The organism is Desulfosporosinus sp. BICA1-9, from assembly GCF_000802135.1.
Genome location: NZ_JUEE01000240.1, coordinates 1 through 25,204, shown reverse-complemented (window position 1 = coordinate 25,204; position 25,204 = coordinate 1). Strand labels below are relative to the sequence as shown.

Below are 25,204 nucleotides of genomic sequence, written 5' to 3'. Positions count from 1 at the left end.
TGAAACAGTTACTAATCCTTAGTGGCAAGGGCGGTACGGGGAAAACAACGATTGCCAGTGCTTTTATTAAGTTATCAAATGCCAATGTATATGCAGATTGTGATGTGGATGCACCTAATTTGCATTTGGTTATGAATCAGGCTTCGGAAGCCAAACGATCAGACTATTATGGGTTGCCCAAGGCGGAAATTGATCTCCAGTTGTGTGTGCAATGTGACCTGTGCAGACAAAACTGTCGTTTCGATGCCATTGAGGCAGACCTTGATTATAAGGTTGATTACTATGCCTGTGAAGGTTGTGGGACTTGTGAAGCTGTTTGTCCGGTAGGAGCCGTATCCTTTAAACCTGCCAGAGCAGGGGAATTAATGCTGTATCTGAAGGATTCCGTGTTTTCCACTGCCGAACTTAAAATGGGGAGCGGCAGCTCGGGGATGCTGGTCACTGAGGTGAAAAAGCAGATGAAGTCAGCGGCTAAGGATGCGGGGCTAGCAATCATTGATGGATCTCCCGGCATAGGATGTCCGGTCATTGCCGCTCTTACAGGTGTTGATATGGTCTTGATAGTTGCAGAGCCTACTATCTCAGGCATTAGTGATATGAGAAGAATCGTTCAGACTGCTCAAAAATTCCATACGAGAATTGCAGTTTGCATCAATAAATACGACACTAATATTGAAAAAACAAAAAAAATTGAGTCCTTTTGTGAAGAACTCTACTTACCTTGTGCAGGAAGAATACCCTATGACGCAGATGCTGTGCAAGCAATCAATCAAGGTCAGAGTATTGTTGAGATGGATTGCGCAGCAGGGCGTGCTGCTAAAGTTGTTTTTGATGAGACGATTAAACTCTTATTCAATGATAGTTTAGGGTTGTAAGGGTGAATCAATTGAACAAAAAAATCGCCAAAATTTTAACAGCTGTAACAGATAGGCTTTAACACCTTCTACGTATTTTAGTGGTGGGTGTTTTTGCATTAAAAGACCTTATATTTTAACGTTATAAGGTCTCTTAGGTAGGGCTTGCTAATTTATCGAAAAGTCAAGACTTTGCAAGGGTTTACGGGTAGTTTCTTAATAAATATGTGCATGAAAAAACAGCCTTTGGCGTCAAAAACCGTGTACATGGAGTTAAAATCAAATGTTGCACCGGTGCACCATTTGGCCTCTCTTCCCCGACGGGGGGAGTATAAAATAACCTATGAATATTATTCCGCTGCACCCTATAGAGTGAAAAAGGTCCTGGAAACTCATGGTAACGGCATCGCGGCTAAGATTAATAGGGATCAAACAACAGACTTGTAAAATCATGCTTACCAATGCCATGGAGGTCGGCAAGCGCCTGAAGGAGGCCAAGGCCTTGCTCCCCCATGGAGGTCAAATTCGTCAGCGCTGACGAATTTGACCTACTACCTGGCCCTTCTCCTTCTGGGGATTCCGGAAGATGAGCGGGAGAAATTTATCCTGCAGCATGTATAGATGAAGAGCCAACGGAGAAAATCTGTTGACTCCTTTTTCCATTGGAGAGATTAGTATATTTCGGAATAGCGCGATTACCGATTATAAGAGGTCACCACTTTCTCGTAGTGATCCTGGTGATCCAGTAAAAAAGCCTCCATAGCTGGTAATTATAAAATTATGTCCATGTTAAAAAAGACTTGCCCCGACCTCTTGATCCCATAGACAATCGGAAGTAAACTAAAGATACTGGCAAAGTTTCCTCCGAGACCTTATCCGTGCCAACCTAAAAGTGATACTCACCCTATCAAAGAAATTAAGGAGAACTATCATGCGTGAGCGAATTATCCAGACCGCTACTGAGTTGATTAAACAATACGGGTTAAGAGGCTTTACTCTTGATGACATCACCGGCGAATTGAGCATGAGTAAAAAAACCCTCTATAAATACTTTGCCTCCAAAAACGACCTGATTTCCGAAATTGTACAAAGAGCTGCTGAAATTGAAAAACAACGGGTGCTGCAAGAAATCGAGGGCTGTACGACCTGGCTTGAAAAGCTCAATGCTATCCTTTCCGTATACTCCTATCCAGCCATTCCCTTCCGCGTCCTCAATGAACTGCAGCGTTATTTTCCCGCCGAACAGGAGACTATCGAAGAAATTCGCCGTTTCCGCCAAGAGATGGCTATGACTGTCTTAGAGGAGGGCATCGCCAAAGGTGAGATCCGGGATGATATTGATCCGGCCATCATGTTGCTGACGTTTACTAAGACGGTTCTGTCACCCATGGAAGACCAATTTTTAAATGCTAATGACATTACTATTAACCAACTTCTAGAACAAATGAAAAAGCTCTTGTTTTACGGCATCTTAAATCGTTGAGGAGGAATTTCTAAACTATGTTAAAAACCAAACAGCTGACTACTGTCTTCATAACCTTTCTTCTGCTTCCCGTCTTCTTAATCGGCTGTAGTTCTCAGCCGACTGACACCACCCCGGTGGAGATTACCCGACCGGTAACGGTTTCAGCGCTGACCGAACAGTCCCAGTCGGTTAGGTTGGAGTACTTAGGCGTCATCGGCTCCGGTGAATTAAAGAAGTACAGTTTTAAAGTCCCCGGGAAATTGGCACAACTGAAGGTAAGCAAAGGAGAGGCTATTCATCAGGGTGAACTGCTCGCCAGCCTGGATCAGACGGATCATTACCTAGCCCTGCGCAATTCTCAACTTAACCTTTCTCAGGCTGAGCAAGTGTATCTGGATGCCCAGTCCCAATATACCAATTATCAGGAACTCTTAAAGGCCGGAGCCATGGCCCAAATTGATCTGGATAAAGCCAAACTGGATAGGGATGTTAAAGAATCTGCTTACCAGAAGGCTCAAGTCGATGTGGAAGCCAAACAAAATAGTCTCAACGATACGAAGCTTTATGCAGATATGGAGGGCTATGTGACGGATATCCTCTATAAGGAAGGGGAAAATTTAGCCGCTGGCTATCCTGTTATCGTCGTCCGCAGCCAAAAGCAAGTGATCAATGTCGGTCTTAACCAGACCGATGTCACGAAGATTAAGCTGGGGACGCAAGTTGAAGTCAAAGTCGGCAGCTTTAGCGGAACGGGAGAAGTAACCCGCATCGATCAAGTGCCGGATACCGAGACTCGTACCTATAACACCGAGATTAAATTAACCAAAGAAATCCCGGCCCAGGCCTATTTTATTGGTGCCACAGCGGATGTTTCACTGGCTAATGGTACCGAGCAAGGCATTTGGATTCCTATCTCTGCAGTGATGAATGACGGCGAGGATTATGTTTTTATTGTCCAAGCTGACCGGGCTGTGAAAAAGAATATTAGCTTAAAAAACAGTCAGGGCTTTAATGTGCGAGTTGAAGGACTTAATTCGGGAGATAACCTAGTCACCTCCGGCATGAAGGAACTGAGTGAGGGCATGAAAGTTACGATTCCTCAGACGGCAGGAGGGCAATGATGGAAAAGGAAAAAGAAAAAGAAAAGGGTCTGATTTATCAAGTCATTCATAATCGCCGATTTACCCTTTTCTTCACGTTAGTGATCCTGTTGCTCGGACTTTACAGTTATTATGTCATACCCAAACAAGAAAGCCCCAATGTAAATGCCCCTTTTGCGATTATTAAGACAGTCTATCCGGGAGCTGAACCCGCCGATGTGGAAAAGCTCGTCACTAAAGTCATCGAAGATAAAACCATCGAAGTTCCAGGTTACAAGACTTCCTCCTCCTTTTCCCGCAATAGCGTTTCCATCGTCGTCTTGGAATTGCAAAATGATGCGGATGTGGATAAAGCCTGGATCGATCTGCGCCGCTTTATGGACGAGCTCCAAAGCAGTCTGCCGTCGGAATGCCAAAAGATTGAGGTTGATACGGATTTAGCGGGTACTCCCGGCATGATTCTCAGCTTTTCCGGTGAGCAGTATTCTTATGAACAGCTTTCCGACTTCGCTGATCAATATAAAAATGAGTTAAGCAAAGTCAACGGCCTAGCCCGTTTTGAAGTGGATGGGGTACAAAAAAAAGAAGCCCAGGTAGAAGTCAATACTGCCCGACTAAACCAATTTGTCTTATCCTTGGATGACATTGTCAATGCTTTGAAGATCCAAAATGTCAATATTCCCGCCGGTTCCCTGAGTAATGGAACGACCAAGATTAATGTCAGCATCCCGGGCAGTTTTAACTCCCTTCAGGACATTGAAAATTCCGTCGTGTCAGTCTCCCAAACTACCGGAGCAATCGTGCATTTAAAGGATATTGCCACTGTGTCCTGGCAGTTGTCAGATTCCACGACCCGGATCAGAGAAAACGGCCAGAAGGCCATTTTGTTAAGTGCCTTTTTTTCTGACAATAAGAATATCGTTCTCATAGGCCACGACTTGCAGACTAAGCTTAATCAGCTCCAACAGCAAATGCCTCCCGGCTTAACCGTCGATGAGGTCATCTACCAACCAGCTAATGTCAATGAAAGTGTGACTAACTTCTTTAGAAACCTCCTCGAAGGAATAGCCCTGGTCCTAGTGGTGGTTTTCCTTGGTATGGGACTAAAGAATGCCATTGTCGCTTCTGCAGCCGTCCCTATCTCCATCCTGATCGCTTTCTGCGCCATGTACCTCCTTCAGATCAGAGTGCATGAGATCTCTATCGCGGCCTTGATCATTGCTTTAGGGATGTTGATCGATGATGCTATCGTGATTATTGATTCGATCCAGGTGCTGATCGACGAAGGGATGGAGAAAATGTCCGCCTGTGTACTCGGTACCAAGCGGGCTGTCCTACCCGTATTCACGGCGACATTAACCACTGCGGCTGCTTTTACCCCTATGCTCTTCGTACCCGGTCCGGCGGGAGAGTTCCTGCGTGCCTTGCCTCAGGTCGTGATTTTGGCTGTCGCTGCCTCGTTTATAGTTGCTATCTTTGTTACCCCGGTCCTGGCTTATATCTTTTTTGATCAACTCAAACCGGGAAAAGTTCATCAGCGATCCCCTGTGAAAAGCTTCTACCAAGGCTTCCTAAGGATCGGCATGAAGTATAAGAAACTGACCCTTCTTTTATCCCTCTCCTTACTGGCCCTTACTGTGCTCTTAGCCTTAAGGTTGCCGGTGATGTTTTTCCCCAAAGCGGACGTCAATTTGTTTTATATTGATATCCATGCCGAAACCTCAGCTGACCTGGATAATACAGACCGAGTGGCTCAGCAGGTGGAAAAGCTGGTCTCTGCCCAGCAAGAAGTCTTGGATTATACCACCTCTGTAGGGGAAGGACTTCCCAAATTTTATTTAACTGTAGCCAAATCCTCTCAGGCTCAAGATTTTGCGCAAGTTCTGCTGAAAGTGGACTTATCCAAGGGCGGCAGGTTTAAATCCAACCAGGAAATGGCGGTCTATATGCAAGAACTGTTGGACAAAAGCTTGATCGGGGGAACAGCCCGAGCAGAATTGCTGGAAAAGGCCTTCCCAGGAACCCCTATAGGAGTTCAAGTCAACAGTAATGATCAGCAGGCCCTGACCAAAGCTGTCAACTATATCCATGATCAACTGGCCGGGATCCCTGGCACTTTGAATGTGAATGACGACCTGGACAGTGCCGAATACCAATTTACCGTCAATGTCGACCATGACAAAGCTTCCCAATTGGGTATCACTAACTATGACATTGAGCGCCAGATCAATATTGCATTAAAAGGAGCGGAAGCGACGGTTTTCCACAAAGCCGGCAATGAATACCCTATCCTAGTCACCAGTGATATTCACTCCAAAGAGGCCTTGGAAAACCTGGCCATCAAATCTTCCCTCTCCGGCCAGAAAGCCCTACTCAAACAGCTAGCCACCCTTAACCTGGAAGCCTCTATTCCCACGATCCGCAAATACGACCGGGAGCTGGCGATTACCGTCTCCTCCCAGGTTAAACCCGGTCACAGTGCCATTGCGATTGAAAACAACCTTAAACAAATCCTCGCCCAAAACCCGGAGGAGTTAAAAGGGGTCAGTCTCACTTACAAAGGGGAAGCGAAAGATATCAGTGATAATTTTGGCGATCTGGGCACTGCTGCTCTATTTGCCCTCTTTGCCATCTATCTCATTCTCATGCTCCAGTTTCGCTCCTTCTGGCAGCCTTTCGTCATTTTTATCACGATACCACTCTCACTCTTCGGGGTGATTATCGGCCTGTTAGCTTTCGGCCAACCTCTTTCCTTTACAGCGATGGTCGGGGTCGTCAGCCTAATGGGAGTGGTGATTAAAAATGCCATTCTTTTAATTGAATATATCAACAGAGCTCGTCAAGAGGGCATGACAGTTAGGGATGCCTGCTTCGACGCTGTCAGTAAACGCTACCGGCCCATTTTCCTGAGTTCCATGACAACGGTCATCGGTCTGGTTCCCTTAGCTCTCTCCGGCAGTGACCTGTTCGAACCCTTGTCAGTAGCAATTATGTGCGGATTAACAGTCTCAACCTTACTAACCCTTGTGATCATTCCGGTAATCTATAGCCTTTGGTTTAAGGATGGAAAACTTGCCACTGAAGTTAATAGTCTGACAATGTAGTAACCTTAAACAGGTGATTGTGTGTGGAACTTTTGCGATGGCACTATAAATTCCTCCTTTATAAAACTCCTAGATTTAAAAAGTCTAGGAGTTTTATAATATTTTAATACTTTTTTATGAAAATTATTGTTTTTTACTTCAAAAATATGTATGAGAGTCCTCCAGTAACAAATACTAATTTAAACTTTAGATTAAAGGTTTTTAGGAGGTTCTTAATGTGGCTAAGAAAATGAAAACAATGGATGGGAATCAGGCCGCAGCTGAAGCATCTTATGCTCTGACTGAGGTTGCAACCATCTTCCCAATTACGCCCTCTTCTCCCATGGCCGAGGGCGTTGACGAATGGGCAGCCCATGGCAAAAAGAATTTATTTGACCAACCGGTTAGAGTTGTTGAGATGCAATCCGAGTCCGGTGCTTCGGCCGCTTTACACGGTTCCCTCCAAGCCGGAGCCCTAACCACAACCTATACGGCTTCCCAAGGCTTACTTCTGATGATTCCTGAAATGTATAAATTGGTTGGAAATCTAGTGCCGGCCGTATTCCATGTCACTGCCAGGGCTTTAGCAACCCATGCTTTATCAATTTTTGGCGATCATCAAGATATTAATGCTGCTCGTCAAACAGGTTTTACTATGATTTGCTCGAACGATGTTCAAGAAGCGATGGACTTAGGTTTTGTGGCTCATCTGGCAGCGATTAAGTCCCGGGTTCCAGTATTGCATTTCTTTGATGGGTTCAGAACCTCCCATGAAGTTCAAAAAATCGAGACGACAAGTTATGACGAAATTGCTAAACTTGTCGACTTTGACAAGATTCAGGAATTTAGAGACCGGTCTTTAAATCCAAACCGTCCTGTCCTCAGAGGGACTGCCCAAAATCCCGACATTTATTTTCAAGGACGTGAGGTTTCCAACCCCTTCTTCGATGCAGTTCCAGACATCGTCGAAGATTATTTCAAAGAAATCAAGAAATTAACGGGTCGCGAGTACCATCCCTTCCAGTATTATGGTGACCCCGAGGCCGAAGACATCCTTGTAGCTATGGGTTCCGTCTGTAACACCATTGAGGAAACCATCGACTTTATGGCCCAAAGAGGGGAAAAAGTCGGGCTCATTAAAGTCCACCTCTATCGGCCATTTGCCAAAAAATACTTCTTTGACGTCTTACCAAAATCCGTAAAGAAAATCGCGGTTCTAGACCGAACCAAGGAACCGGGATCTACCGGTGAGCCTCTGTACCTTGATGTATTACAAATCTTTAACCATGAAACTTCAAAACCAATGATCGTAGGGGGACGCTATGGTCTAGGCTCAAGAGACACTACTCCCTCACAGATTCTTGCTGCTTATCAGAACTTGAAGAAGGCTCAGCCTAAGGATCGCTTTACGATAGGGATAATCGATGATGTGAGCCACACTTCCTTACCTATAGAAGAGACTGTTGACACATCGACAGAAGGAACAATCCGCTGTAAGTTCTGGGGACTTGGCTCTGATGGTACGGTCGGCGCAAATAAAAGCGCTATAAAAATCATTGGAGATAATACTGACCTTAATGTTCAGGGTTACTTTGAATACGATAGCAAAAAATCCGGTGGAACGACAATCTCACACCTGCGCTTTGGCAAGCAACCTATCAAATCATCGTATCTGGTGTTTGATGCGGATTATATTGCTTGCCATAATAAGTCGTTTATCTATCACTATGATATCCTTAGGGGTCTGAAAAAAGGAGGAACCTTTGTTCTCAACTGTCCGTGGCGAGCAGATGAACTAGAAAATCATTTGCCAGCCTTCCTTAAACGTTATGTTGCTAAAAATAAGATCAATTTCTATATCATAGATGCTATTTCCATTGCCAGAGAAATTGGGCTTGGCGGACGCATCAATATGGTCATGCAGGCTGCTTTCTTTAAATTAGCTAAGGTAATCCCTCTCGAAGATGCTATTCAATATCTGAAAGACTCTATCCAGAAAGTCTATGGCAAGAAGGGGTCCAATATTGTTGAGATGAATCATAAGGCTGTCGATGGAGGCATTGACGCCTTACATAAAGTGGAGGTTCCTGCTGCTTGGGCTGAGGTTCCTGATGAAGATATGCCCATTAAGGGTGAGCCAGACTTTATTAAGAATATTCAACGTCCTATGGCCCGTCATGAAGGAGAAGACCTGCCGACCAGTGCTTTTGTAGGTGTTGAGGATGGTACTTTCCCGTTAAGCACAACGCGGTATGAAAAGCGGGGAATTGCAGTTTATGTACCCGAATGGCAAATCGATAAATGTATTCAATGTAATCAGTGTGCCTATGTTTGTCCCCATGCCACCATTCGGGCTTTCCTCTTGGAGGATAGCGAGCTTGAAAAAGCTCCAGATACCTTCAAAACGAAGAAACCCATCGGCAAAGCCCTTGAAGGTTACCACTATCGTATTCAGGTCACACCGCTGGATTGTACGGGTTGTGGAAACTGTGCCGATGTTTGTCCCGCACCAGGTAAAGCAATTATCATGAAACCCGCCGACCATGAGATTGAAATGGAATCAGAAAACTGGGAATATGCCATTAAAAATGTTACCGAAAAACGCCATCTCATGGATGTTAAGACCTTAAAAGGAAGTCAATTTGCCCAGCCGCTGCTTGAATTCAATGGTGCTTGCCCTGGCTGTGGTGAGACACCCTATGCAAGGCTTATTACCCAGTTGTATGGTGACCGTATGGTTATTGCCAATGCTACAGGATGTTCCTCAATCTGGGGCGGCAGCGCTCCCTCGATTCCCTATACGGTTAATGCAGAAGGGAAAGGACCAGCCTGGATGAGTCCGCTTTTTGAGGATAATGCTGAGTTCGGCTATGGCATATATCTTGGTGCAAAGCAAATTCGAGCTAAAATAGTCCAGCTGATGCAACAAGGCTTGGAGAGTTCTCTCGGCGAAAACCTTAAAGAGAGTTTCCGGGAATGGCTGGACAACTTGGAGGATGGGGAAGGATCCAAGAGAGCAGGGTTGCGGGTACTGGAAGCACTGAACAACGAAGATGTCTCTGGCAATCCGATTCTTAGCGAAATCAAGGAGAAGAAGGATTATCTCATCAAACCCTCTGTTTGGATTTTTGGTGGAGATGGTTTTGCCTATGATATTGGTTATAATGGAATAGATCATGTCATGGCGAGTGGGGATGATGTAAATATCCTGGTGATGGACACTGAGGTTTACTCTAATACTGGGGGACAAGCCTCCAAGGCAACCCAGACGGCAGCTATCGCAAAATTTGCCGCAGCAGGGAAGAAAGTACGTAAAAAGGATCTCGGACTGATGGCGACGACCTATGGCTATGTCTATGTTGCTCAAATTGCCATGGGGGCTAATATGAATCAAACGATTAAAGCGATTGCTGAAGCAGAAAGCTATCCTGGGCCGTCGATCATCATTGCTTATGCTACTTGTGTGAACCACGGGATAAAATCCGGCATGGGCACAAGTATCTTACAACAGAAAAAAGCTGTAGAATCAGGGTATTGGCATCTCTGGAGACATGACCCTCGTCTTAAAGAGCAAGGTAAGAATCCGTTTGTTCTCGATTCCAAAGAACCGACTGCTTCTTTCCAAGATTTCATAAAAGGGGAAATCCGGTATTCTTCGCTCCTAACCATATTCCCAGATGTCGCTCAAGAAATGTTCGATGCAGCAGAGGGGCACGCTCGTGAGAAATATCAGACCTTAAAGCGTTACGCAGAAATGCAATACTGATAAACTCTCTAAGGGTGTCAAACTACTAACATGACTAAAAGGCATGTCAATCAGCTTGATTTGACATGCCTTTTAGTCGTACAGTTAAAAAAACAGGAATGACTCCCGGCCACTGTGGTTCGGGGAGTCATCCTGTTTAGTTTTAGGTTTTTTTAGGACAAGGAATTTGTGTCTACCCATTCCTTGGCATTCTGGACGGATTCTTCGCTAGGGATAGGAACCTTCGATTGGGGTTTAACACTTTCGATATTTCCTCGCCAAGCAGCCGTGTCATGCCTTTCAATAGGGTTTGCTACGAACTTTTCTTTGGATTTATTTTCAGTCATTGCAAGACCTCCTTTAAGATTCAGTCTTATTATTCCCAGTTTTTAATTCTATAATTGGTTTAAAGGGGAATCAAGATACTTTACCTGAAAAAACAAATTATAAAGATGTAGCAGAATAATTAGAGAGTTTTGAATCGTTCAAAGCTGGATAAGAAAATGAAGTTAGTTAGAGAGTCTGCAGTGATTAATAAAACGAAAGAAGAGATGGCTTAGCCATCTCTTCTCTCGTTTTATTAAAGGTGTTCTATTTCTGCTGTTCTTAAGAAGTTATTGGACAACTTCGTAAGATTTGTCAGAGCTCCACCCTTTGCTAAAGCCAGCCATTCCGAAGCCGTAATTCAGACTCTTGGTGGGGATGCCAGCGATATTAAGCAAGGAGTCGGTCTGTCCAGCTGTTTGGCCGGTATAACAATAGACTACAACAGTTTTGCCTTGGCTTTTTTCTTTGATCGAATCGAGGTTTTTAGCGACGTCAGGACCGTAGGGAACGTTTACTGCGCCTTTAATATGGCCTTTGGCGTAATCTACTGCTGTGCGAACATCAACAATGTAGTATTTGTCAGCCTCTTTAGCTAGAGCCTCTTTCATAACCGGAAGATCAATCTTATAGGAATCTTTCGGCATTTCATAAAAATACTTCTGAACTGCCTCGTCAATTGCTTTGCTCTTACTAGCAATAGCAGGAACAGTCGGCATCGCAGTCGCTTCTGTCACAGTCGGATACTTCTGTCCTAACCAACCTCTGGTCTCAAAGCCTGCAGTACTACTGCCACCCATACCCGAGTTTAAGGAGAGGGTCTTGATTCCGGCAACGTTGAGAAGTGAATCTGTTTGACCAGCGGTCTGTCCGGTATAGCAAGCAACGATTAAGGTTTTGTCCTTGGCGATTGCACGAATGCTATCGAGGTTCTTAGCAATTTCTGGGCCATAAGGGACGTTAATGGCTCCCTTGATATGACCTTGTGCATAAGCATCTGCTTTACGAACATCTAATACTACGTATTTATCTGGGTTTTTGTCGAGCTCGTCCTTTAAATCCTTCTCAGCAATCTTATAGGAATTTTTCACAGTGGAGCCCATAGCATTGAAATAAGTTTCAACAGCTCCTTTGATTACCTTTGCGGGGTCTTCTGCAGGAGTAGGTACGGCTGTTACTGGTGGAGCTGCCGGTGGAGTGGTAGCGGGCTGTGCTGCTTGACCACAACCAGTAGCAAGAAGGCCAGAAATCAGGAGGAGGGACAAGATGGGAGTTAATTTTCTTTTTAACATATTAATCATCCTTTCAAGTTGAACTATATTCTAAGTTTTTTAGAATATGTCATTTAGCTTAAATATTCTACGATCATGTGAAAAAAACCTTTATCACAACTAATCTAAGCCTATAAATCTTTGTTATAAGTCTATAAGATTAAACGATAGGATAATATTTCATATAAATTTTAAAAGGTTGCTTTATTAAAACTTAATTATAGCCTATAATTTTTTGTTATATGCTTATAATATTAAAGAATGAGAGGATTAAGCAATAATGGCAGGATAAATATATCACTTGAAGAATAATATATATAGAGTTTTTTAACGTTGATTGAAGAAATCATCATAATCAGACTTGTGAATTTTTTATTTTAAGGGGAGGGCGAGAACTTTGAAAGTTAAGTCGATGTCAAGGAGATCCATGGGTTTGAGAGTTGTCTATCTATTGTTATTAGGGTTTAGCATGACTTTTTTAGTCGGCTGCAATAGCTCATCAACGGTGGGCACCGTTGACAAGGGGCAAGCTCCGTCGCAGGCTAACGTTAACCAGAATGCCACTCAACCGGTCCAAGGCGTCCCCGCCGATATGATACCGTCTACAGCCAACCTATCGGTCGATGATTTGGAAGCAGCTCTAGAGGCTAATAAAGGGTGGCAGTTAATAGACGTACGGGAAGCCAGAGAATATGCCACTGGGCATATCAAGATGGCAATTAATAGACCTTTGGGTAATCTGGAGAAGAATCTTGCCCAGATTAGTAAGGACAAAGAGATTGTCTTAATCGACCTTAACGGTAGCCGCGCACAGTCAGCATACCATCTTCTGGTCAAGAACGGCTATGACCAAACCAAGATCAAAGTCTTAACTGGAGGCATGTTGCAGTGGAGAGGAATCGTCAGCTCAGCGGGCAGTAGCAGTGCTGATACTGATGTTAGTAGTGACTCAAATAATGGTGGTGGCAATGCTGGAGCAGCGAAGCCTGAGGTTCAGGAAATGGTAGGCGGCTGTTAGACTATTTAGGTTTAGAAATTATCAAGGTTATGATGTTGTGATGAGTGGAGGGAAAACTATGAAACGAAGAAATTTCTTAAAGGGTGCACTTTATGGAACAGGCGCTACCATGGCGCTGGTGGGTGGATTCGGTACCTTCAATAAACTGGACTCGCTCAAAGCTGAGGCTACAAGTAAGGAACTTGAAACATCTGTTTTTTCTTCCTGTGAAATGTGTCGAAACCAGTGCCCAATTGCCGTCAAAGTCAAAGACGGGAAAGTCTTTAAAATTGATGGGCATCCGGAGGATGCGGCTTTCGGTGGCTCAATCTGTGCTAGAGGAAATGCCGGTCCGTCCCTGCTTTATGACCCCCAACGGATTAAGAAACCGATGATTCGTACTGGTGAACGAGGAGCAGGCAAATTTAAAGAAGTAAGTTGGGATGAAGCATACACCTATATAGCGGATAAATTATATAACGTCAAGGATCAATACGGCGGGGAAGCAATCGCCTTGGCTAGTCGTAAAGGCCCTCATGATTGGTTTTTCCGGTCGATTGGTAGAGCTTTGGGTTCTCCTAATGTGTTTTCTCATGAGGCAACTTGTCCAATGACTCGTTCCGTAGCCTTAGACACAACCTTTGGGAATGAAGCGATTCAAGCCGATTACGCCAATGCCAAGTATCTTATCTCCATTGGTCGAAACTGGTTTGAGGGAATTCACGTTGCTCAGACCAGAGCTGTTTCTAAAGCGCTAAGCAATGGGGCTAAATTGGTAGTGCTCGATCCCCGTTTTAGTGTTACTGCCTCCAAAGGAGAATGGCTTCCGATTAAAGGCACCACTGATTTGGCCTTTGTCATGGCCATGGCCAATATCATGATTCAGGAAAATCTCTATGATCAAACCTTTATCTCCCAGTACACACAGGGCTTTGAGAAATGGGCCGAAGAGGTTAAGGATAAAACTCCGGAATGGGCAGAGCAAGAGACTGGAATTTCCAAAGACAAAATCATTCAGATAACCAGAGAGTTTGCTGCTGCAAAACCTCAAGCAATCTTAGACTTTGGCTGGCGAACGGCTTATACACCCAATGACTATCAACTGCGCCGGGCAATTATGATCGTCAATATGATGATTGGCAACTTAGAAGTTCCGGGGGGATATTACAAAACTAAACCGGCAAATTTCTTGAAAGATTTCCCTGATCAAGCCGCTTACGCCAAAGGGTTAGGGACTATAAAACAACCGAGTTTCCCCAAGGCTTCCAAAGGGCGAATTGATGGCACAGGTGTCAAAGGCACACCAGGTCAAATCATTCCCGCTTATGATGGGGCTGTGGGTAAAATTGTAGAGAGTATCTTAACTGAAGAGCCATACCCTATCCGGGCCTGGCTTGTCCATCGATTTAATCCCTATATATCGCTCACTGAAAGTCCGAGGGTTTTAGAGGGGTTCAAAAAACTCGACCTTTTGGTAACCTGTGATGTCTATATGACTGACACGGCCTATTTTTCAGATGTCGTGTTACCGGAATGTACCTATTTAGAACGCTCTGAGCCAATATTTGATATGTCGGGCTTAACTCCTAAATATGTGATCAGACAAGCTGTTGTACCCCTTGTTTATCCGGATACAAAACCATACTGGCAGATTTATAAAGAACTTGGTGAAAAGATGGGCATTGGCGACTATTTTGAATTTAAGGATATGGAAGACTTTATGACCCAGCAACTCGCTCCTACGGGTTTAAGCTTAGAGAAAATGAAGGAAATCGGAGTTTGGACTCCCCCAGGGATGAAACCCTTCTATGTTCGAGCCAACGATGCTAAAGCATCCTTAGATAATGTTTTGACAAATCATAGTAAAAAGATTGAAATATTCTCTACAGATGTGGAAGAAGCAACAAAACAAGGTGTTCCGAACTATGTCAGTCATCCTCAACCAGAAGAAGGAAAGTTCCGGTTCGTCCAGGGTAAAGTAGCTGTCCACACCAACGCAGGAACGGCGAATGTCCCAATCTTGAACGAGTTAATGCCCACTAATTCATTGTGGATGAATCCAGTGAGCTGTACAAAACTCGGCTTGAACGATGGAGATAAGATTGTAATTTCTTCTGATAATTATGAGCATAAGGGTATCTTGAAAATGACCGAAGGAATTCGGCCGGATACGGTTTTCTGTTATCACGGCTTTGGACGAATCTCACCCGAACTTAAGAGAGCCTTTGGTAAGGGTATCAATGGTAATCACGTAATCCTTAATGAAATTGGGGAAGTTGGCAACACCGTTACCTCGACCACGTTTGTAACGGTTCGGAAAGCCTAATGGATAAGAGCGTGCTTGCGGAACTATATTTGTCTTTTGCAGCTGTTTTTCACCGACCTAATCAAGAGGTCTCCGATCATTTAGAAGAGTTAGTGGATCTCTGGTCTGAAGTAATTCCGGAAATAGATGAACCGCTTCAGAAATTGAAAGCCTTCTGTCAGCAATTTCCAACCGGGGAAGAGAGGCTCAATGCTTTATGGGAACACTACATTCCACTTTTCGAAACTGGGGCAGTTGAAGCCTCCCCTTATGCCTCTGTTTATAGCGGGGAAGATGGTTTAGTGCTCGGCAAAGAGGCGTTTAATGTTCAACAATTCTATGCAAATTGTGGGTATGTTATGGGAGAAAAAAGTGGAGAACTTCCTGACCATTTAGCGGTTGAATTAGAGTTCTGTGCCTTGCTAGCTAGTGATGGGCAGGCTGAATCATTAATGGAGTTTCTAAAAAAGCATTTAACTCCTTTTTTAGAAAGTATTTTACCAAGAATTAAGGATTCTGATCGCCCGGTTTACTCTGAGGTGGCCACAATTCTTGAAGTCAAACAGTTTAATTCACAGAAAGAGGGTGATTTTGTTGGCTAAAAAGTATACCATGATCATCAACCTTGCCAAGTGTATCGGCTGTCAGGCTTGTACAGTCGCTTGTAAGTTCCAAAATAATGTACCCGATGGAAAGTTCAGAACCAGAACTCCCGCAGATGGGCTAAAGGGGACCTATCCTAATGTTTCGCTGTTTTTTATTAAAGAGGCCTGTCAAATGTGTCAGAAGGCACCCTGTGTTAGTGTTTGTCCGACCAATGCTTCTTATTACAATGAAGACGGAGTGGTCTTAGTCGATGAGGACAAGTGTGTTGGTTGTCTGTACTGTATGACTGCCTGCCCCTATGATGCGCGTTTTCTCAACAAGAAAACAGGTGCTGTGGACAAATGCACCTTCTGTTACGAAACAAAGGTTTCTCAAGGCGAAAAACCAGCTTGTGTTTCAACCTGTGTCGGGAGTGCTTTAATCTTTGGCGACCTTAATGATCCACTTAGTCAAGCCTCTCAGTTCTTGGCAAAGCACAAAGGAGAAGTTCGCAAACCTGAGTTAGGTACTCAGCCGGGTGTTTATTACATTTATGAAGGGGTGGTGAAGTAAGGTGGATGTAATATGGGGTGTTACTGTTAATGAAGTCGCTTGGGGCGGATTGATTGCAGTCTATTTATTCCTGGCCGGGATTGCCTGCGGAGCATTCTTAACGGCTACTTTGACGGACCTTTTCAGCAAAAAGCAGTTTCCAAAGGTAATTCGGTCCGGGGCCTATATTGCTGTCGTCAGTATTATCGTCGGTTTGGGGTTATTAGTTGTTGACTTAGGACGTCCATTGAGTTTTTGGAAACTTCTTCTGAATGTGAATATGGGCTCGGTCATGTCCATCGGCGTCTTTATCGTTTCGGGCTTCACAGCCTTGTCAGTTGTTTATGGGTATCTTGTCTGGTCGAGTGCTGCAGCACAAAAACAGTTAAAGGTTACGTCTGCTAACTCAGAGGTAACCGCTACTTCTGTAGGGAAGGGTCTTCAAGCCTTTCGTAAACCTGTAGCAGTCTTGGGAGTGTTATTTTCGATTGGGACTGCGACCTACACTGGTTTCTTATTATCCGCGGTTACCACCAATAACTTCTGGTACACACCTTTTCTTGGTATTGAGGCGGTTCCATTCTTGCCGATTCTATTTTTAGTGTCTGCTGCTTCGACTGGCTTGGCGGCAACCTTGATTGGAGCGTTTAACTGCGGGGATCTAACAGCCTATAAAAAGGTTGATATGGTTCTAATTATGCTCGAGATAGTTTTAATCTCCATTCTTTATCTATCCGTTGACCCTATTTTCTTTAGTGGAAGTATGGCTGCCCTGTTCTGGTTAGGCGTTGTTGGTGTAGGATTATTAGTACCCTTGTTTTTATCATTCTATGGTATCACAAAGCACAAAAATGTGATTTTACCAGTTTGCGGGATGGTAGTCATTGGGGGATTGAGTTTGCGCTATTTCGTTGTGTATACTGGACAGCTGTTTTAAAGTCTTTTCAGGTTAGCTAATATTATATTCCATTCTTACTTAAACGGGCTTAGAGCTCGTTTTCTTTTAGAATTAAAGGCATGATTTCACTGCAATAAGTAAAAAGTAAAGAGAAAAAGAGGGGTGGACCTTTTGACGATTGATCGGTCACTCTATAGCAGGCGCCAATTCTTAAGCCTGGGGCGAAAAACGTTGTTAGTGCTGGGATTAGGTTGTCTATACCCTGTCAGTCGCTATTTAAGAGCTAAAGAAAACCTGCTAGCCGAGGCCAGAATCGCCAGTAGTGAGATGCCCTTAAATATTAATTGGCAGCGACTTGGCCAAACCCGCTTTTGGCTGCGGCAAGGAAAGGATGAACCGGAAGCGATGTGGGCCAGTTGTACTCATTTGGGGTGTGAGGTGAGCTACGACCCGGAACAGGATCAGTGGCTTTGCCCCTGCCATGGTAGCCGCTTCAACAGGGATGGTCAGCCTTTATCAGGCCCGGCGGCGAGTCCCTTGGTGCGGGCGGAAGTGAAGGAGGAAGACGGTTTTTATCGTTTGCACCAAACAGCAGTATAGAAGGAAAGATGACTGTAGTATTTAGCTGACGCCCAGGCAGCTGGTCTTATATGGTAGACAAAATGAGACAGCAGGCAATTCTGAGTGAGGTGGATAGGGAGAATTCGATGGGAAAGCAAAGAAACAATTCCTTTACGGGACATATTCGTCCCCGCCAAATAAAGGCGGGTGCTCTTCGTTTGAGAGCCACATTCTGTTTAGGCGGGTTTTCCTTTTTGGCCTTTATAGTATTAACGATCACCGGTGTGTTACTCTTGTTCTATTACCAGCCTGGAGATCGGGCTTTTGCTTCGCTAAGTGAGATAGATTCCGTGCTGCCTTACGGGGGATTTACCCGATCCTTACATTTCTGGGCAGGCCAGATGATGGTGATCAGTGTTTTTCTGCATATGGTGCGGGTGGTATGGTCGAGGGCTTATCGCCCTTTACGGGAGCTTAATTGGATTACGGGGGTAGTGCTTTTTGGCTTGACAGTGATCTTAGATTATTCCGGTTATCTGCTTCGTGGGGGGCAAGAAAGCGGGGCCGCGGCAACCGTTGGCCAAGCTCTGTTCACCTCCTTACCCGGGGGGCAAGCTTTGGCAACTGTTTTTTTTGGCCAACCTTCGCCTCTCAACGGCAGTACCTTAAATATGTTTGTCTGGCATGTTTTTATTTTGCCGGGTGCAGCTGGATTTTTGCAGATGTTTCATTTTTGGCGGATCCGGCGAGGCGGAGGGGTTGGACCTTTGTAAGGAAACCTCTGTATTCGGAGAAGAGCTTAGGGTAATAAAAGAGCGCCTTGTGGATGTGAGGTGAGAATACATGGACCCAATAGAAAGCGACGGGCTTCAAATACCAGAAAAAGTTGAGTACAGCGAACGTCAGGAAAAAGTACCCTTGATTGAGTTGCAGGTGAGAGAATACATTGGCACTTTTCTTTGGTTGGGCCTTTTATTTGCGTTAACTGCTGGCCTGAAAGTCCCTTTGGATAGCTCGCCAAAGGCTGCAGGGGTAAGCATATCCAAAGCCCCCTGGGTATTTGGCGCAATCCAATGGTTGTTACAACGGTACCCGGCGTGGCTAAGCGGGTGGGTTCTACCTCTGCTGTCTATGGCAATGCTCTTAACCCTGCCTTGGTGGGGACAAAAAGTGGGCAAGAGGAGGGCTTGGATAATTTTCCTGATCCTGAGTTCGGTTTGGGTAGGATTAACTTTCTTATATATGTTTATGGGGTGAAGGAGGATTTTCCAGCATGACCAAGGGATCGCACTTAATAGTACTTTTGGGGTTAGCAATTATCTTTTGCTTCGCTATGGTTTCCTTAGCGGTCGATTCCTTTCGCTCTTCCCCTTGGCAGGACTGGCAAACAAAATATTATAAAGCGCAGATTGAAGAACTTCAGGGGGCTATGTCTACAGCTCAAGGGGAAGGGGAAGAGCAAGTAAAGAAATTAGAACAGGAAATTACAGAGTGGCAGGTTAAGAAGCCAGCTCTGCAGGAGATACGTTTATCAAACGGTCGCCTTGAACGTTGCACCACTTGTCATATGGGGATTGAAGAAATTTCAGCATCTCATCCCAGGGATAGTCTGGGGTGTACAGTTTGTCACGGTGGGAATGCCTTGTCCGTGGATGAGCAGACTGCCCATGAGGGGATGTATGGCGGGGGACACCCTGGTCAGTTTGAGGTGGCCCGCTTAAGTTGTGGAGGTACTTCGGAAGTTGGACAATGTCATAGTGGAAATCGGCAAGAGGCTGATAATCAGGTGGATTTACTGACCACTGCCTTAATGGCCAGTAAAGGGGGGGAACTCTCTATGACCAGGTATATGCACGGGCTGGACATCCCGCCACGGGTGCTGCTGAAACCTGGGGAGACCGCTGCTGATTTTCCAGCCCCTTTTAACCATCGTGGGGAAGAGCCGAAATTCCAGCAGAACTGTTTGGCCGTTTGCCACCTGACTGGGGGAGAACTACCGGGGCAAGAAGTCCAGGCCAACGGGTGTGAGAGCTGTCATGTGCTAAGTAATTCACAGCACACCTATGAGGGAAAGGATGTTACGATCCCCAAGTCAAAGCCAGGTTATGGGATATCCCACTCTCTGACCGTGCAAATTCCCTACACTCAGTGTAATCAATGTCATAATCAGGGGGATTATAAAGTCGATACGATGGATTTTATTCCTCGCCCTGATATAGAGCGGGTTAAGGCTTCCCCACCCCCGGACAAGGAGAGCTTGGAGACCCGATGGCAGAATGTCTATTCCCCGGGATTGGTCTTTACTAAATGTGAAGTCAATTTGGACTGCATAGACTGCCATACCCGCCAGGAGACCATGGGAGATGGGGAGATGTACTACTCTGAATGGAATGCGTTGAAAATCCAATGTCGGGATTGCCATGGAAGTACGCTTAGTAAGCCTATTGAGTGGAAAATAACGGACAAATCCGACATGGCTTGGGTGGAAGCCCGCATCAATCCAGTCTTTCCCCCTCTCGAAATGGGGGATGTGGTTCTGAAGACGGCCAAGGGCGAGGAATTAGCTTACGTCCGTCAGGAAGATGGTAAATGGTTCAGTTACCGTAAAACGAATGGAGAAAAATATCTAATTCCACAGGTTCTAGACAGTCAATGCCGCCAGGACCCGGATAAACAGTCTTCCGATGATTGCCATAAATGCCATGATGTGTCGAAGGATAAACCTTCCTCGGGGGGAGAGTGAACACGTCAACGAAGGTTAAAGTGATTGAATTCTCAAGTGCTTGGCTATACAATATTAATATATGCTTAATATCCTTAGAAACTTAGAGGATGGTGAAATTAGATTGGATAGTAACCAACTCAAGATCTTTTGCATGGTAACGCGCCAGCAAAGTTTTTCTAAAGCAGCGAAATTGTTGCATATGAGCCAACCGGCCGTTAGCACACACGTTAAAAACTTAGAAGAATTCTACCAAGGGCAATTGTTTGCCCGGACTCCACAGGGGGTGACGCTGACCAAGGCTGGCGAAGTCTTTTATAACTATGCCCAAAAAATCCTTGACCTTCAAGACGAAATGGAACAGCATATCGAAACTGTCTTCAAGCATGAAAACAATCAAGTCGTGGTTGGGGCAAGTACTACCATTGGAAATGTCTCTCTTCCTTGCTCGATCTATTTGTTTAAAGAACAATATCCAGAGGTCGAACTTTGTTTAAATATCGCCAATGCTGAAGAGGTTCTGAGTATGGTTATGTCGGATGTCGTTGATATCGGGGTTGTGGAAGGAGATACAGAGTCTTCTACACTTAAATCCCTGCATGTTACTTCGGACGAATTAGTGCTGATTGTCCCTCCCCAGCATCCCGTTAAAGATGTTATATCCCTGCAAGACTTCTTGAAACATCCGCTAATTATGCGAGAGGACGGATCAGGCACACGAAAGATTTTGGCAACGGCTTTAGCCCGGCATGGCTATTCGGTGAATCAGCTGAACGTGATTACCGAGATGAAGAATATCTATGCCATCAAATCTGCCGTTGAGGCTGGGTTAGGTGGATCGGTTATGCCGTTACTGGCGGTTCGCAAAGAAGCTTACACGGGGACTCTTAAAGTTCTCAGAATTATCGATATGGATATGCCTCTTATCTTTAATATTGTTTATCCGAATAATCGCCCACTTACGACTAAGGCAAAGCTGTTTATTAAATTCCTCACCAATCCTGAAGAAAGCTGTCTGTGTTAACTGTTAGCATAGTACAAATGTAAAGAGACAGCGTGAGCTGTGTCTTTACATTAAATATTTTAGGAGAAGTTTTGACCCTAGCCAAGCTCCCAAAAAGACTGCGATTGCGAAAATCCATCCGGTCAGAGAACTAGAAGCAATTCCGTTCAACAGGGCGCCTACATTGCAACCATAAGCAATTCGTGCTCCGTATCCCATGAGCAGTCCACCGATTAAAGCAGAAAAAAAGAACTTTTTATCACGAATGGGCCGAAAGCGAACCTGCGAAGCGACCAAGGTTGCCCAAAAAGCACCCAGCAACAACCCGAAGTTCAAATAGGTTCCCGAGGCAGCCATTAATTCCTCAAATGTAAAGCCTCGGTCAGTAAGAATACCAAGATTAGTACCGATCCATTCCGCCCAAATTTCAATGTTTAAAGTAACTCCCCATGGTTGACCCCTCACGATTAGCACAAGTATATTGAGCAGACCTAAAATAATCGCCCCTATCCAATAAGCCCAAGGACCATGGATGATTGTCTCTAAAGTCTTTCTCATCGCTTCACACTCTCTCTAATCATGCGTTTTCGTCAGTTCAAGGCGCCATATTCCATTCGCCACTTCTTTCTCTTCAATAATATATCGATTGGCTTTTGCCCAAACGACAATACCCCTTGAGGTACAACTGTGTTCAGTCTCAAGGACCAAAATATCACCGCATTGCATGGACAACAACTTTTTTTTAGCTTTAATCAGGGGAATTGGACACATTTCTCCCCATATATCAAGTGCAAAACGAGTCATAGTCGTTCACCTATTCTCCTAATTGTTTTTTTTGCCACCATCTAGCCAACTGCCATAAGGCGGATAAGGCAATTATCTCCAGAATAAGGGTTGGAACCCAACCAAACATATCCGGCAAGAAGATCCCCGGCCATTCACCAAAGGCGTTTCTCCAGTTTATCACCGATCGCTCTCCTATAACAGAGCCGACAACTAAACCGAAAAAAGCCACTAATTGCATGGCAAAACCTTCCCCAATACGGATTATAATTCCCGTCGAACAGCCGCCAGCCAACACCATTCCTATCCCGAACAACAGACCACCGACAAGGGTATGCACGCCTAAGGGGAAAACATTAAGGCTCAACGGGATATTTCTCTGCTCAGCTCCCCAGGAAACCAGTGCAAAGCCAAGAATACTAATCCCCAAAAGCAACAGAAAGGCTCGAGTGAGTTGGGTCATACCGATTAAGATTGGATCACGCACAGCAGACACAAGACAAAAGCGGGACTTTTGTAAGACAAAACCTAAAGCTATTCCTAGAGTCAGGAGTAGCGTTAGACGGATACTTATTTGAGAAAGAAGAGCAATTAACAAGGTGAGAAATAGAATAAATCCGATGTTCCATTTCCGTTGGGAATGAAAAGTACTATTCTCCATCTAGCTCTCCTCTTCTTATAGTTTAACAATTACTTCAGGATAACACTATCACTTCTTTATTCGACTGTGACCGTAAAATTCCTTTATCAAATAGTCGAAAAGGAGAAAAAACCTTGGATTTAAGAATAGTCCCACGAGTTTCTCTAGCTTAATTTTTGATTATTAACCTATTTCTAGGTGGCTAAGAGACTCTAAAGAATGCATAAAACGGGAAGTAAGAGAAGAACTTAATGTTGACGCACAGGTGGCTAATATCCTTAATATCAAAGAATATTAGGATTGAAGGACTGCTTTACTAAATCGGGGCTTAAAAGATAATTCTGAGCTAACGCTTAGAACTAAAGGATGAGACTATGAAGGAAGTAACAGCAGCAATCATTGTAAAAGATAACCAAGTCTTGATTGCGCAAAGGGCACCTGGGGAAAATTTAGCAGGCAAGTGGGAGTTTCCGGGTGGTAAAACGGAACCCGGAGAGACTCCTCAGGAATGCTTAAAACGAGAAATCAAAGAAGAACTGGATGTTGAGATCGATGTTTCTGAGTTCTTCGGTGAAAGTATCTACGAATATCATAATGGAACCATCAAATTGATGGCCTTTTGGTGCAGGTGGATTTCAGGAGCCTTGACGTTGAAAGTGCACAGCCAGATTGCTTGGGTTAATCACCATGAGTTAGACTTATATGACTTTGCCCAGGCAGATATTCCACTTGTGGAAAAGTTAAAGGCAGTCATGATAGAGAGGTTTTAGCAGCCCGAACTATCATTACCTAATTGGGAAAATGCTTCTAGGAAGTGGCACAGGCGATAAAGGGAGCTTGGGACGACGTGTGCATTTAATTCGGGTTTTAGGAAAACCTAAGCCCAAACTATTAAACTATTAAAAAATCGGAGTAACTTAACATGGACAGATTTCTTGAATTCGATGCTCATCTAATGAATGACGTTAAACCTTCCAACTACTTTAACGGATTGGTAAAAACGGGAATATATGAAGAAGAATACCCTTACACGTTACTAGGTGACTTAATGAAGGTACCACAATCTCCTAAACATCATCCAGAAGGTTCAGTCTGGAACCACACGATGTTAGTTCTTGATAATGCTGGGGAAAGGAAACATCTCAGCCAAAATCCAAAGGTGCTCATGTGGTCGGCTTTGCTCCATGATCTCGGCAAGGCCTCCGCAACGAAGATTACAAAAGGGAGAATAACCTCATATGACCATGATAAATTGGGAGAGAGGCTTGCCGTTAAATTTCTTAAGGATTTCACGGCTGATGACGAGTTTATAACCCAAGTTTCAAAACTGGTCAGGTGGCATATGCAAATACTCTTTGTAACGATGGGGTTGCCTTTTGCTGATGTCGGAAGGATGGTTTCTGAGGTCCCCATCGAGGAGGTAGCACTCCTTGGGTTATGCGATAGGTTAGGAAGAGGAAATATGACCCTAGATAAAAAGCTCGAAGAGGAAAAAAGCATCTTAACTTTTTTAGAGAAGTGCAATAAATATGTAAAGAACAAGAATTCCCTTCATCATTAATGAATTCAACCCACCTGAATGGTGGGTTGAATTCATTTGCGGTCTAGGATTCATTACCTCATCGGTCAGGGCGAGTTACAAATTGATAAAATGAAGGATTCTTAGAAGGAAATCAAAAGGTGTGGAAACTGTCAACAGAGGGTCTGGGATAGGATTGCCTAGGCTAGGGTTGCGGTATCGGCAGGGCATTAGTAACGGAAATAATGGAAGGGATGCGAGCATATGAAACAAAAATTCGTTTGTATAGTATCAAAAGACGGCTATATCGATGTAATTGAAGGTATTAAGCGTAAAACGCTTGTTTTTGGAAGTCATACTTTAATGACGGAATTTAAGTTGGAAGGAGGTTAAACCAGTTGCTACAATCTTATACAAATATTATCATTGCTAATCAAATATACTATAAATTGCCACTGCTTGTGTTATAATATAGTAGAGGTGAATGCAATGGCGAGCAATTTAATAGATATAAGTGAAGCGGCTCATCGGTTAGGGGTAACGATGATTACTCTGCGGCGGTGGGATGCATCAGGTAAACTTAAACCTGTGAGGACCTTTGGAAATCATCGTCGCTACAGGAGTGAAGATATTGAAGCTATTGTTAATTCTGTGGAGGTAGTGCAATCCGTAAAGAAAAACGCGTCTATCTATTGTCGGGTTTCAACTAAAAAACAACAAGAAAGCGGTAATCTTCTGAGGCAGAGGGAACGATTGGTCCAATATTGCATAGATAAGCAGTACACAGTTGTTAATGT

The 25,204-nt window shown here is 44.3% G+C and carries 24 protein-coding genes and 1 pseudogene; 20 read left to right on the top strand and 5 right to left on the bottom strand.

The window, feature by feature from the left end; all coding sequences use genetic code 11:
- The 6 genes and pseudogenes from JL57_RS29405 to nifJ form a co-directional block, all read left to right on the top strand.
- On the top strand, nt 1–875 hold an 875-nt coding region (locus JL57_RS29405), incomplete at its 5' end, for an ATP-binding protein (RefSeq protein WP_291300741.1).
- A gap of 351 nt (nt 876–1,226) precedes the next feature.
- Nucleotides 1,227–1,469, top strand: a pseudogene (locus tag JL57_RS35920) (DUF3102 domain-containing protein); the annotation flags it as partial.
- Between the two features lie 316 nt (nt 1,470–1,785).
- Nucleotides 1,786–2,337, top strand: coding sequence for a TetR/AcrR family transcriptional regulator (locus tag JL57_RS29395; RefSeq protein WP_034141773.1), 552 nt, complete (start codon nt 1,786–1,788; stop codon nt 2,335–2,337).
- 17 nt (nt 2,338–2,354) lie between these two features.
- On the top strand, nt 2,355–3,440 hold the full coding sequence (locus JL57_RS29390; protein WP_034141772.1) for an efflux RND transporter periplasmic adaptor subunit: 1,086 nt from the start codon (nt 2,355–2,357) through the stop codon (nt 3,438–3,440).
- Nucleotides 3,437–6,523 (top strand): efflux RND transporter permease subunit, encoded by a 3,087-nt coding sequence (locus JL57_RS29385; protein WP_291300740.1) that lies wholly within the window; start codon nt 3,437–3,439, stop codon nt 6,521–6,523. Before JL57_RS29390 ends, JL57_RS29385 begins: the two co-directional genes overlap by 4 nt.
- 217 nt (nt 6,524–6,740) lie before the next feature.
- Entirely contained in the window at nt 6,741–10,268 is a 3,528-nt protein-coding gene (gene nifJ, locus JL57_RS29380; protein ID WP_034145429.1) for a pyruvate:ferredoxin (flavodoxin) oxidoreductase, read from the top strand.
- A gap of 152 nt (nt 10,269–10,420) precedes the next feature.
- On the opposite strand, the gene JL57_RS35915 is transcribed toward nifJ, so the two are convergent.
- Complete coding sequence (locus JL57_RS35915) at nt 10,421–10,594, bottom strand: DUF3787 domain-containing protein (RefSeq protein ID WP_291300739.1); 174 nt, start codon at nt 10,592–10,594, stop codon at nt 10,421–10,423.
- A gap of 267 nt (nt 10,595–10,861) precedes the next feature.
- The gene (locus tag JL57_RS29375) at nt 10,862–11,863 is read right to left on the bottom strand and encodes a rhodanese-like domain-containing protein (protein ID WP_034145428.1); all 1,002 of its coding nucleotides are present in this window, start codon (nt 11,861–11,863) and stop codon (nt 10,862–10,864) included.
- Between the two features lie 376 nt (nt 11,864–12,239).
- On the opposite strand from JL57_RS29375, the gene JL57_RS35910 reads away from it, so the two are divergent.
- The 10 genes from JL57_RS35910 to JL57_RS29325 all read left to right on the top strand — a co-directional run bounded on the left by JL57_RS35910 (nt 12,240) and on the right by JL57_RS29325 (nt 21,486).
- Nucleotides 12,240–12,860 carry a rhodanese-like domain-containing protein gene (locus JL57_RS35910; protein ID WP_291300738.1) on the top strand — a complete coding sequence of 207 codons (621 nt, stop codon included), beginning with the start codon at nt 12,240–12,242 and terminating at the stop codon, nt 12,858–12,860.
- 58 nt (nt 12,861–12,918) lie between these two features.
- Nucleotides 12,919–15,165 carry a thiosulfate reductase PhsA gene (gene phsA, locus JL57_RS29365; RefSeq protein WP_034145427.1) on the top strand — a complete coding sequence of 749 codons (2,247 nt, stop codon included), beginning with the start codon at nt 12,919–12,921 and terminating at the stop codon, nt 15,163–15,165.
- Nucleotides 15,165–15,746: a molecular chaperone gene (locus JL57_RS29360; protein WP_034145426.1), complete on the top strand. Its 582-nt coding sequence runs from the start codon at nt 15,165–15,167 to the stop codon at nt 15,744–15,746. Before phsA ends, JL57_RS29360 begins: the two co-directional genes overlap by 1 nt.
- Nucleotides 15,739–16,302 carry a 4Fe-4S dicluster domain-containing protein gene (locus JL57_RS29355; protein WP_291300737.1) on the top strand — a complete coding sequence of 188 codons (564 nt, stop codon included), beginning with the start codon at nt 15,739–15,741 and terminating at the stop codon, nt 16,300–16,302. The genes JL57_RS29360 and JL57_RS29355 overlap by 8 nt, the downstream gene beginning before the upstream one ends.
- Before the next feature lies 1 nt (nt 16,303).
- A complete protein-coding gene (gene nrfD / locus JL57_RS29350; RefSeq protein WP_034145425.1) occupies nt 16,304–17,218 on the top strand; it encodes an NrfD/PsrC family molybdoenzyme membrane anchor subunit in 915 nt (304 codons plus the stop codon).
- A 132-nt stretch (nt 17,219–17,350) separates the two neighbouring features.
- Nucleotides 17,351–17,779 carry a ubiquinol-cytochrome c reductase iron-sulfur subunit gene (locus JL57_RS35905; protein WP_291300736.1) on the top strand — a complete coding sequence of 143 codons (429 nt, stop codon included), beginning with the start codon at nt 17,351–17,353 and terminating at the stop codon, nt 17,777–17,779.
- A gap of 107 nt (nt 17,780–17,886) precedes the next feature.
- Nucleotides 17,887–18,513, top strand: coding sequence for a cytochrome b N-terminal domain-containing protein (locus tag JL57_RS29340; RefSeq protein WP_034145433.1), 627 nt, complete (start codon nt 17,887–17,889; stop codon nt 18,511–18,513).
- A gap of 70 nt (nt 18,514–18,583) precedes the next feature.
- Nucleotides 18,584–18,997 carry a hypothetical protein gene (locus JL57_RS35900; protein WP_291300735.1) on the top strand — a complete coding sequence of 138 codons (414 nt, stop codon included), beginning with the start codon at nt 18,584–18,586 and terminating at the stop codon, nt 18,995–18,997.
- Between the two features lie 16 nt (nt 18,998–19,013).
- Complete coding sequence (locus JL57_RS29330; protein ID WP_045691694.1) at nt 19,014–20,483, top strand: cytochrome c3 family protein; 1,470 nt, start codon at nt 19,014–19,016, stop codon at nt 20,481–20,483.
- Between the two features lie 103 nt (nt 20,484–20,586).
- Complete coding sequence (locus JL57_RS29325; RefSeq protein ID WP_034145424.1) at nt 20,587–21,486, top strand: selenium metabolism-associated LysR family transcriptional regulator; 900 nt, start codon at nt 20,587–20,589, stop codon at nt 21,484–21,486.
- Nucleotides 21,487–21,531: 45 nt separating this feature from the next.
- On the opposite strand, the gene JL57_RS29320 is transcribed toward JL57_RS29325, so the two are convergent.
- Genes JL57_RS29320 through JL57_RS29310 form a run of 3 tightly spaced genes read right to left on the bottom strand, consistent with a single transcriptional unit; the run spans nt 21,532 to nt 22,909 of the window.
- Complete coding sequence (locus JL57_RS29320; protein ID WP_034145423.1) at nt 21,532–22,023, bottom strand: YeeE/YedE thiosulfate transporter family protein; 492 nt, start codon at nt 22,021–22,023, stop codon at nt 21,532–21,534.
- 15 nt (nt 22,024–22,038) lie between these two features.
- Nucleotides 22,039–22,269 carry a sulfurtransferase TusA family protein gene (locus JL57_RS29315; protein WP_034145422.1) on the bottom strand — a complete coding sequence of 77 codons (231 nt, stop codon included), beginning with the start codon at nt 22,267–22,269 and terminating at the stop codon, nt 22,039–22,041.
- Between the two features lie 10 nt (nt 22,270–22,279).
- Nucleotides 22,280–22,909, bottom strand: coding sequence for a YeeE/YedE thiosulfate transporter family protein (locus JL57_RS29310; protein ID WP_034145421.1), 630 nt, complete (start codon nt 22,907–22,909; stop codon nt 22,280–22,282).
- A gap of 353 nt (nt 22,910–23,262) precedes the next feature.
- Between JL57_RS29310 and mutT the strand changes: the two genes are divergently transcribed.
- The 4 genes from mutT to JL57_RS29295 form a co-directional block, all read left to right on the top strand.
- Nucleotides 23,263–23,658 (top strand): 8-oxo-dGTP diphosphatase MutT, encoded by a 396-nt coding sequence (gene mutT / locus JL57_RS29305; RefSeq protein ID WP_034145420.1) that lies wholly within the window; start codon nt 23,263–23,265, stop codon nt 23,656–23,658.
- 152 nt (nt 23,659–23,810) lie between these two features.
- The gene (locus tag JL57_RS29300; protein ID WP_034145419.1) at nt 23,811–24,449 is read left to right on the top strand and encodes an HDIG domain-containing metalloprotein; all 639 of its coding nucleotides are present in this window, start codon (nt 23,811–23,813) and stop codon (nt 24,447–24,449) included.
- A gap of 222 nt (nt 24,450–24,671) precedes the next feature.
- Nucleotides 24,672–24,800: a hypothetical protein gene (locus tag JL57_RS35895; RefSeq protein ID WP_291300734.1), complete on the top strand. Its 129-nt coding sequence runs from the start codon at nt 24,672–24,674 to the stop codon at nt 24,798–24,800.
- 96 nt (nt 24,801–24,896) lie between these two features.
- On the top strand, nt 24,897–25,204 hold a 308-nt coding region (locus JL57_RS29295), incomplete at its 3' end, for a recombinase family protein (RefSeq protein ID WP_034145418.1).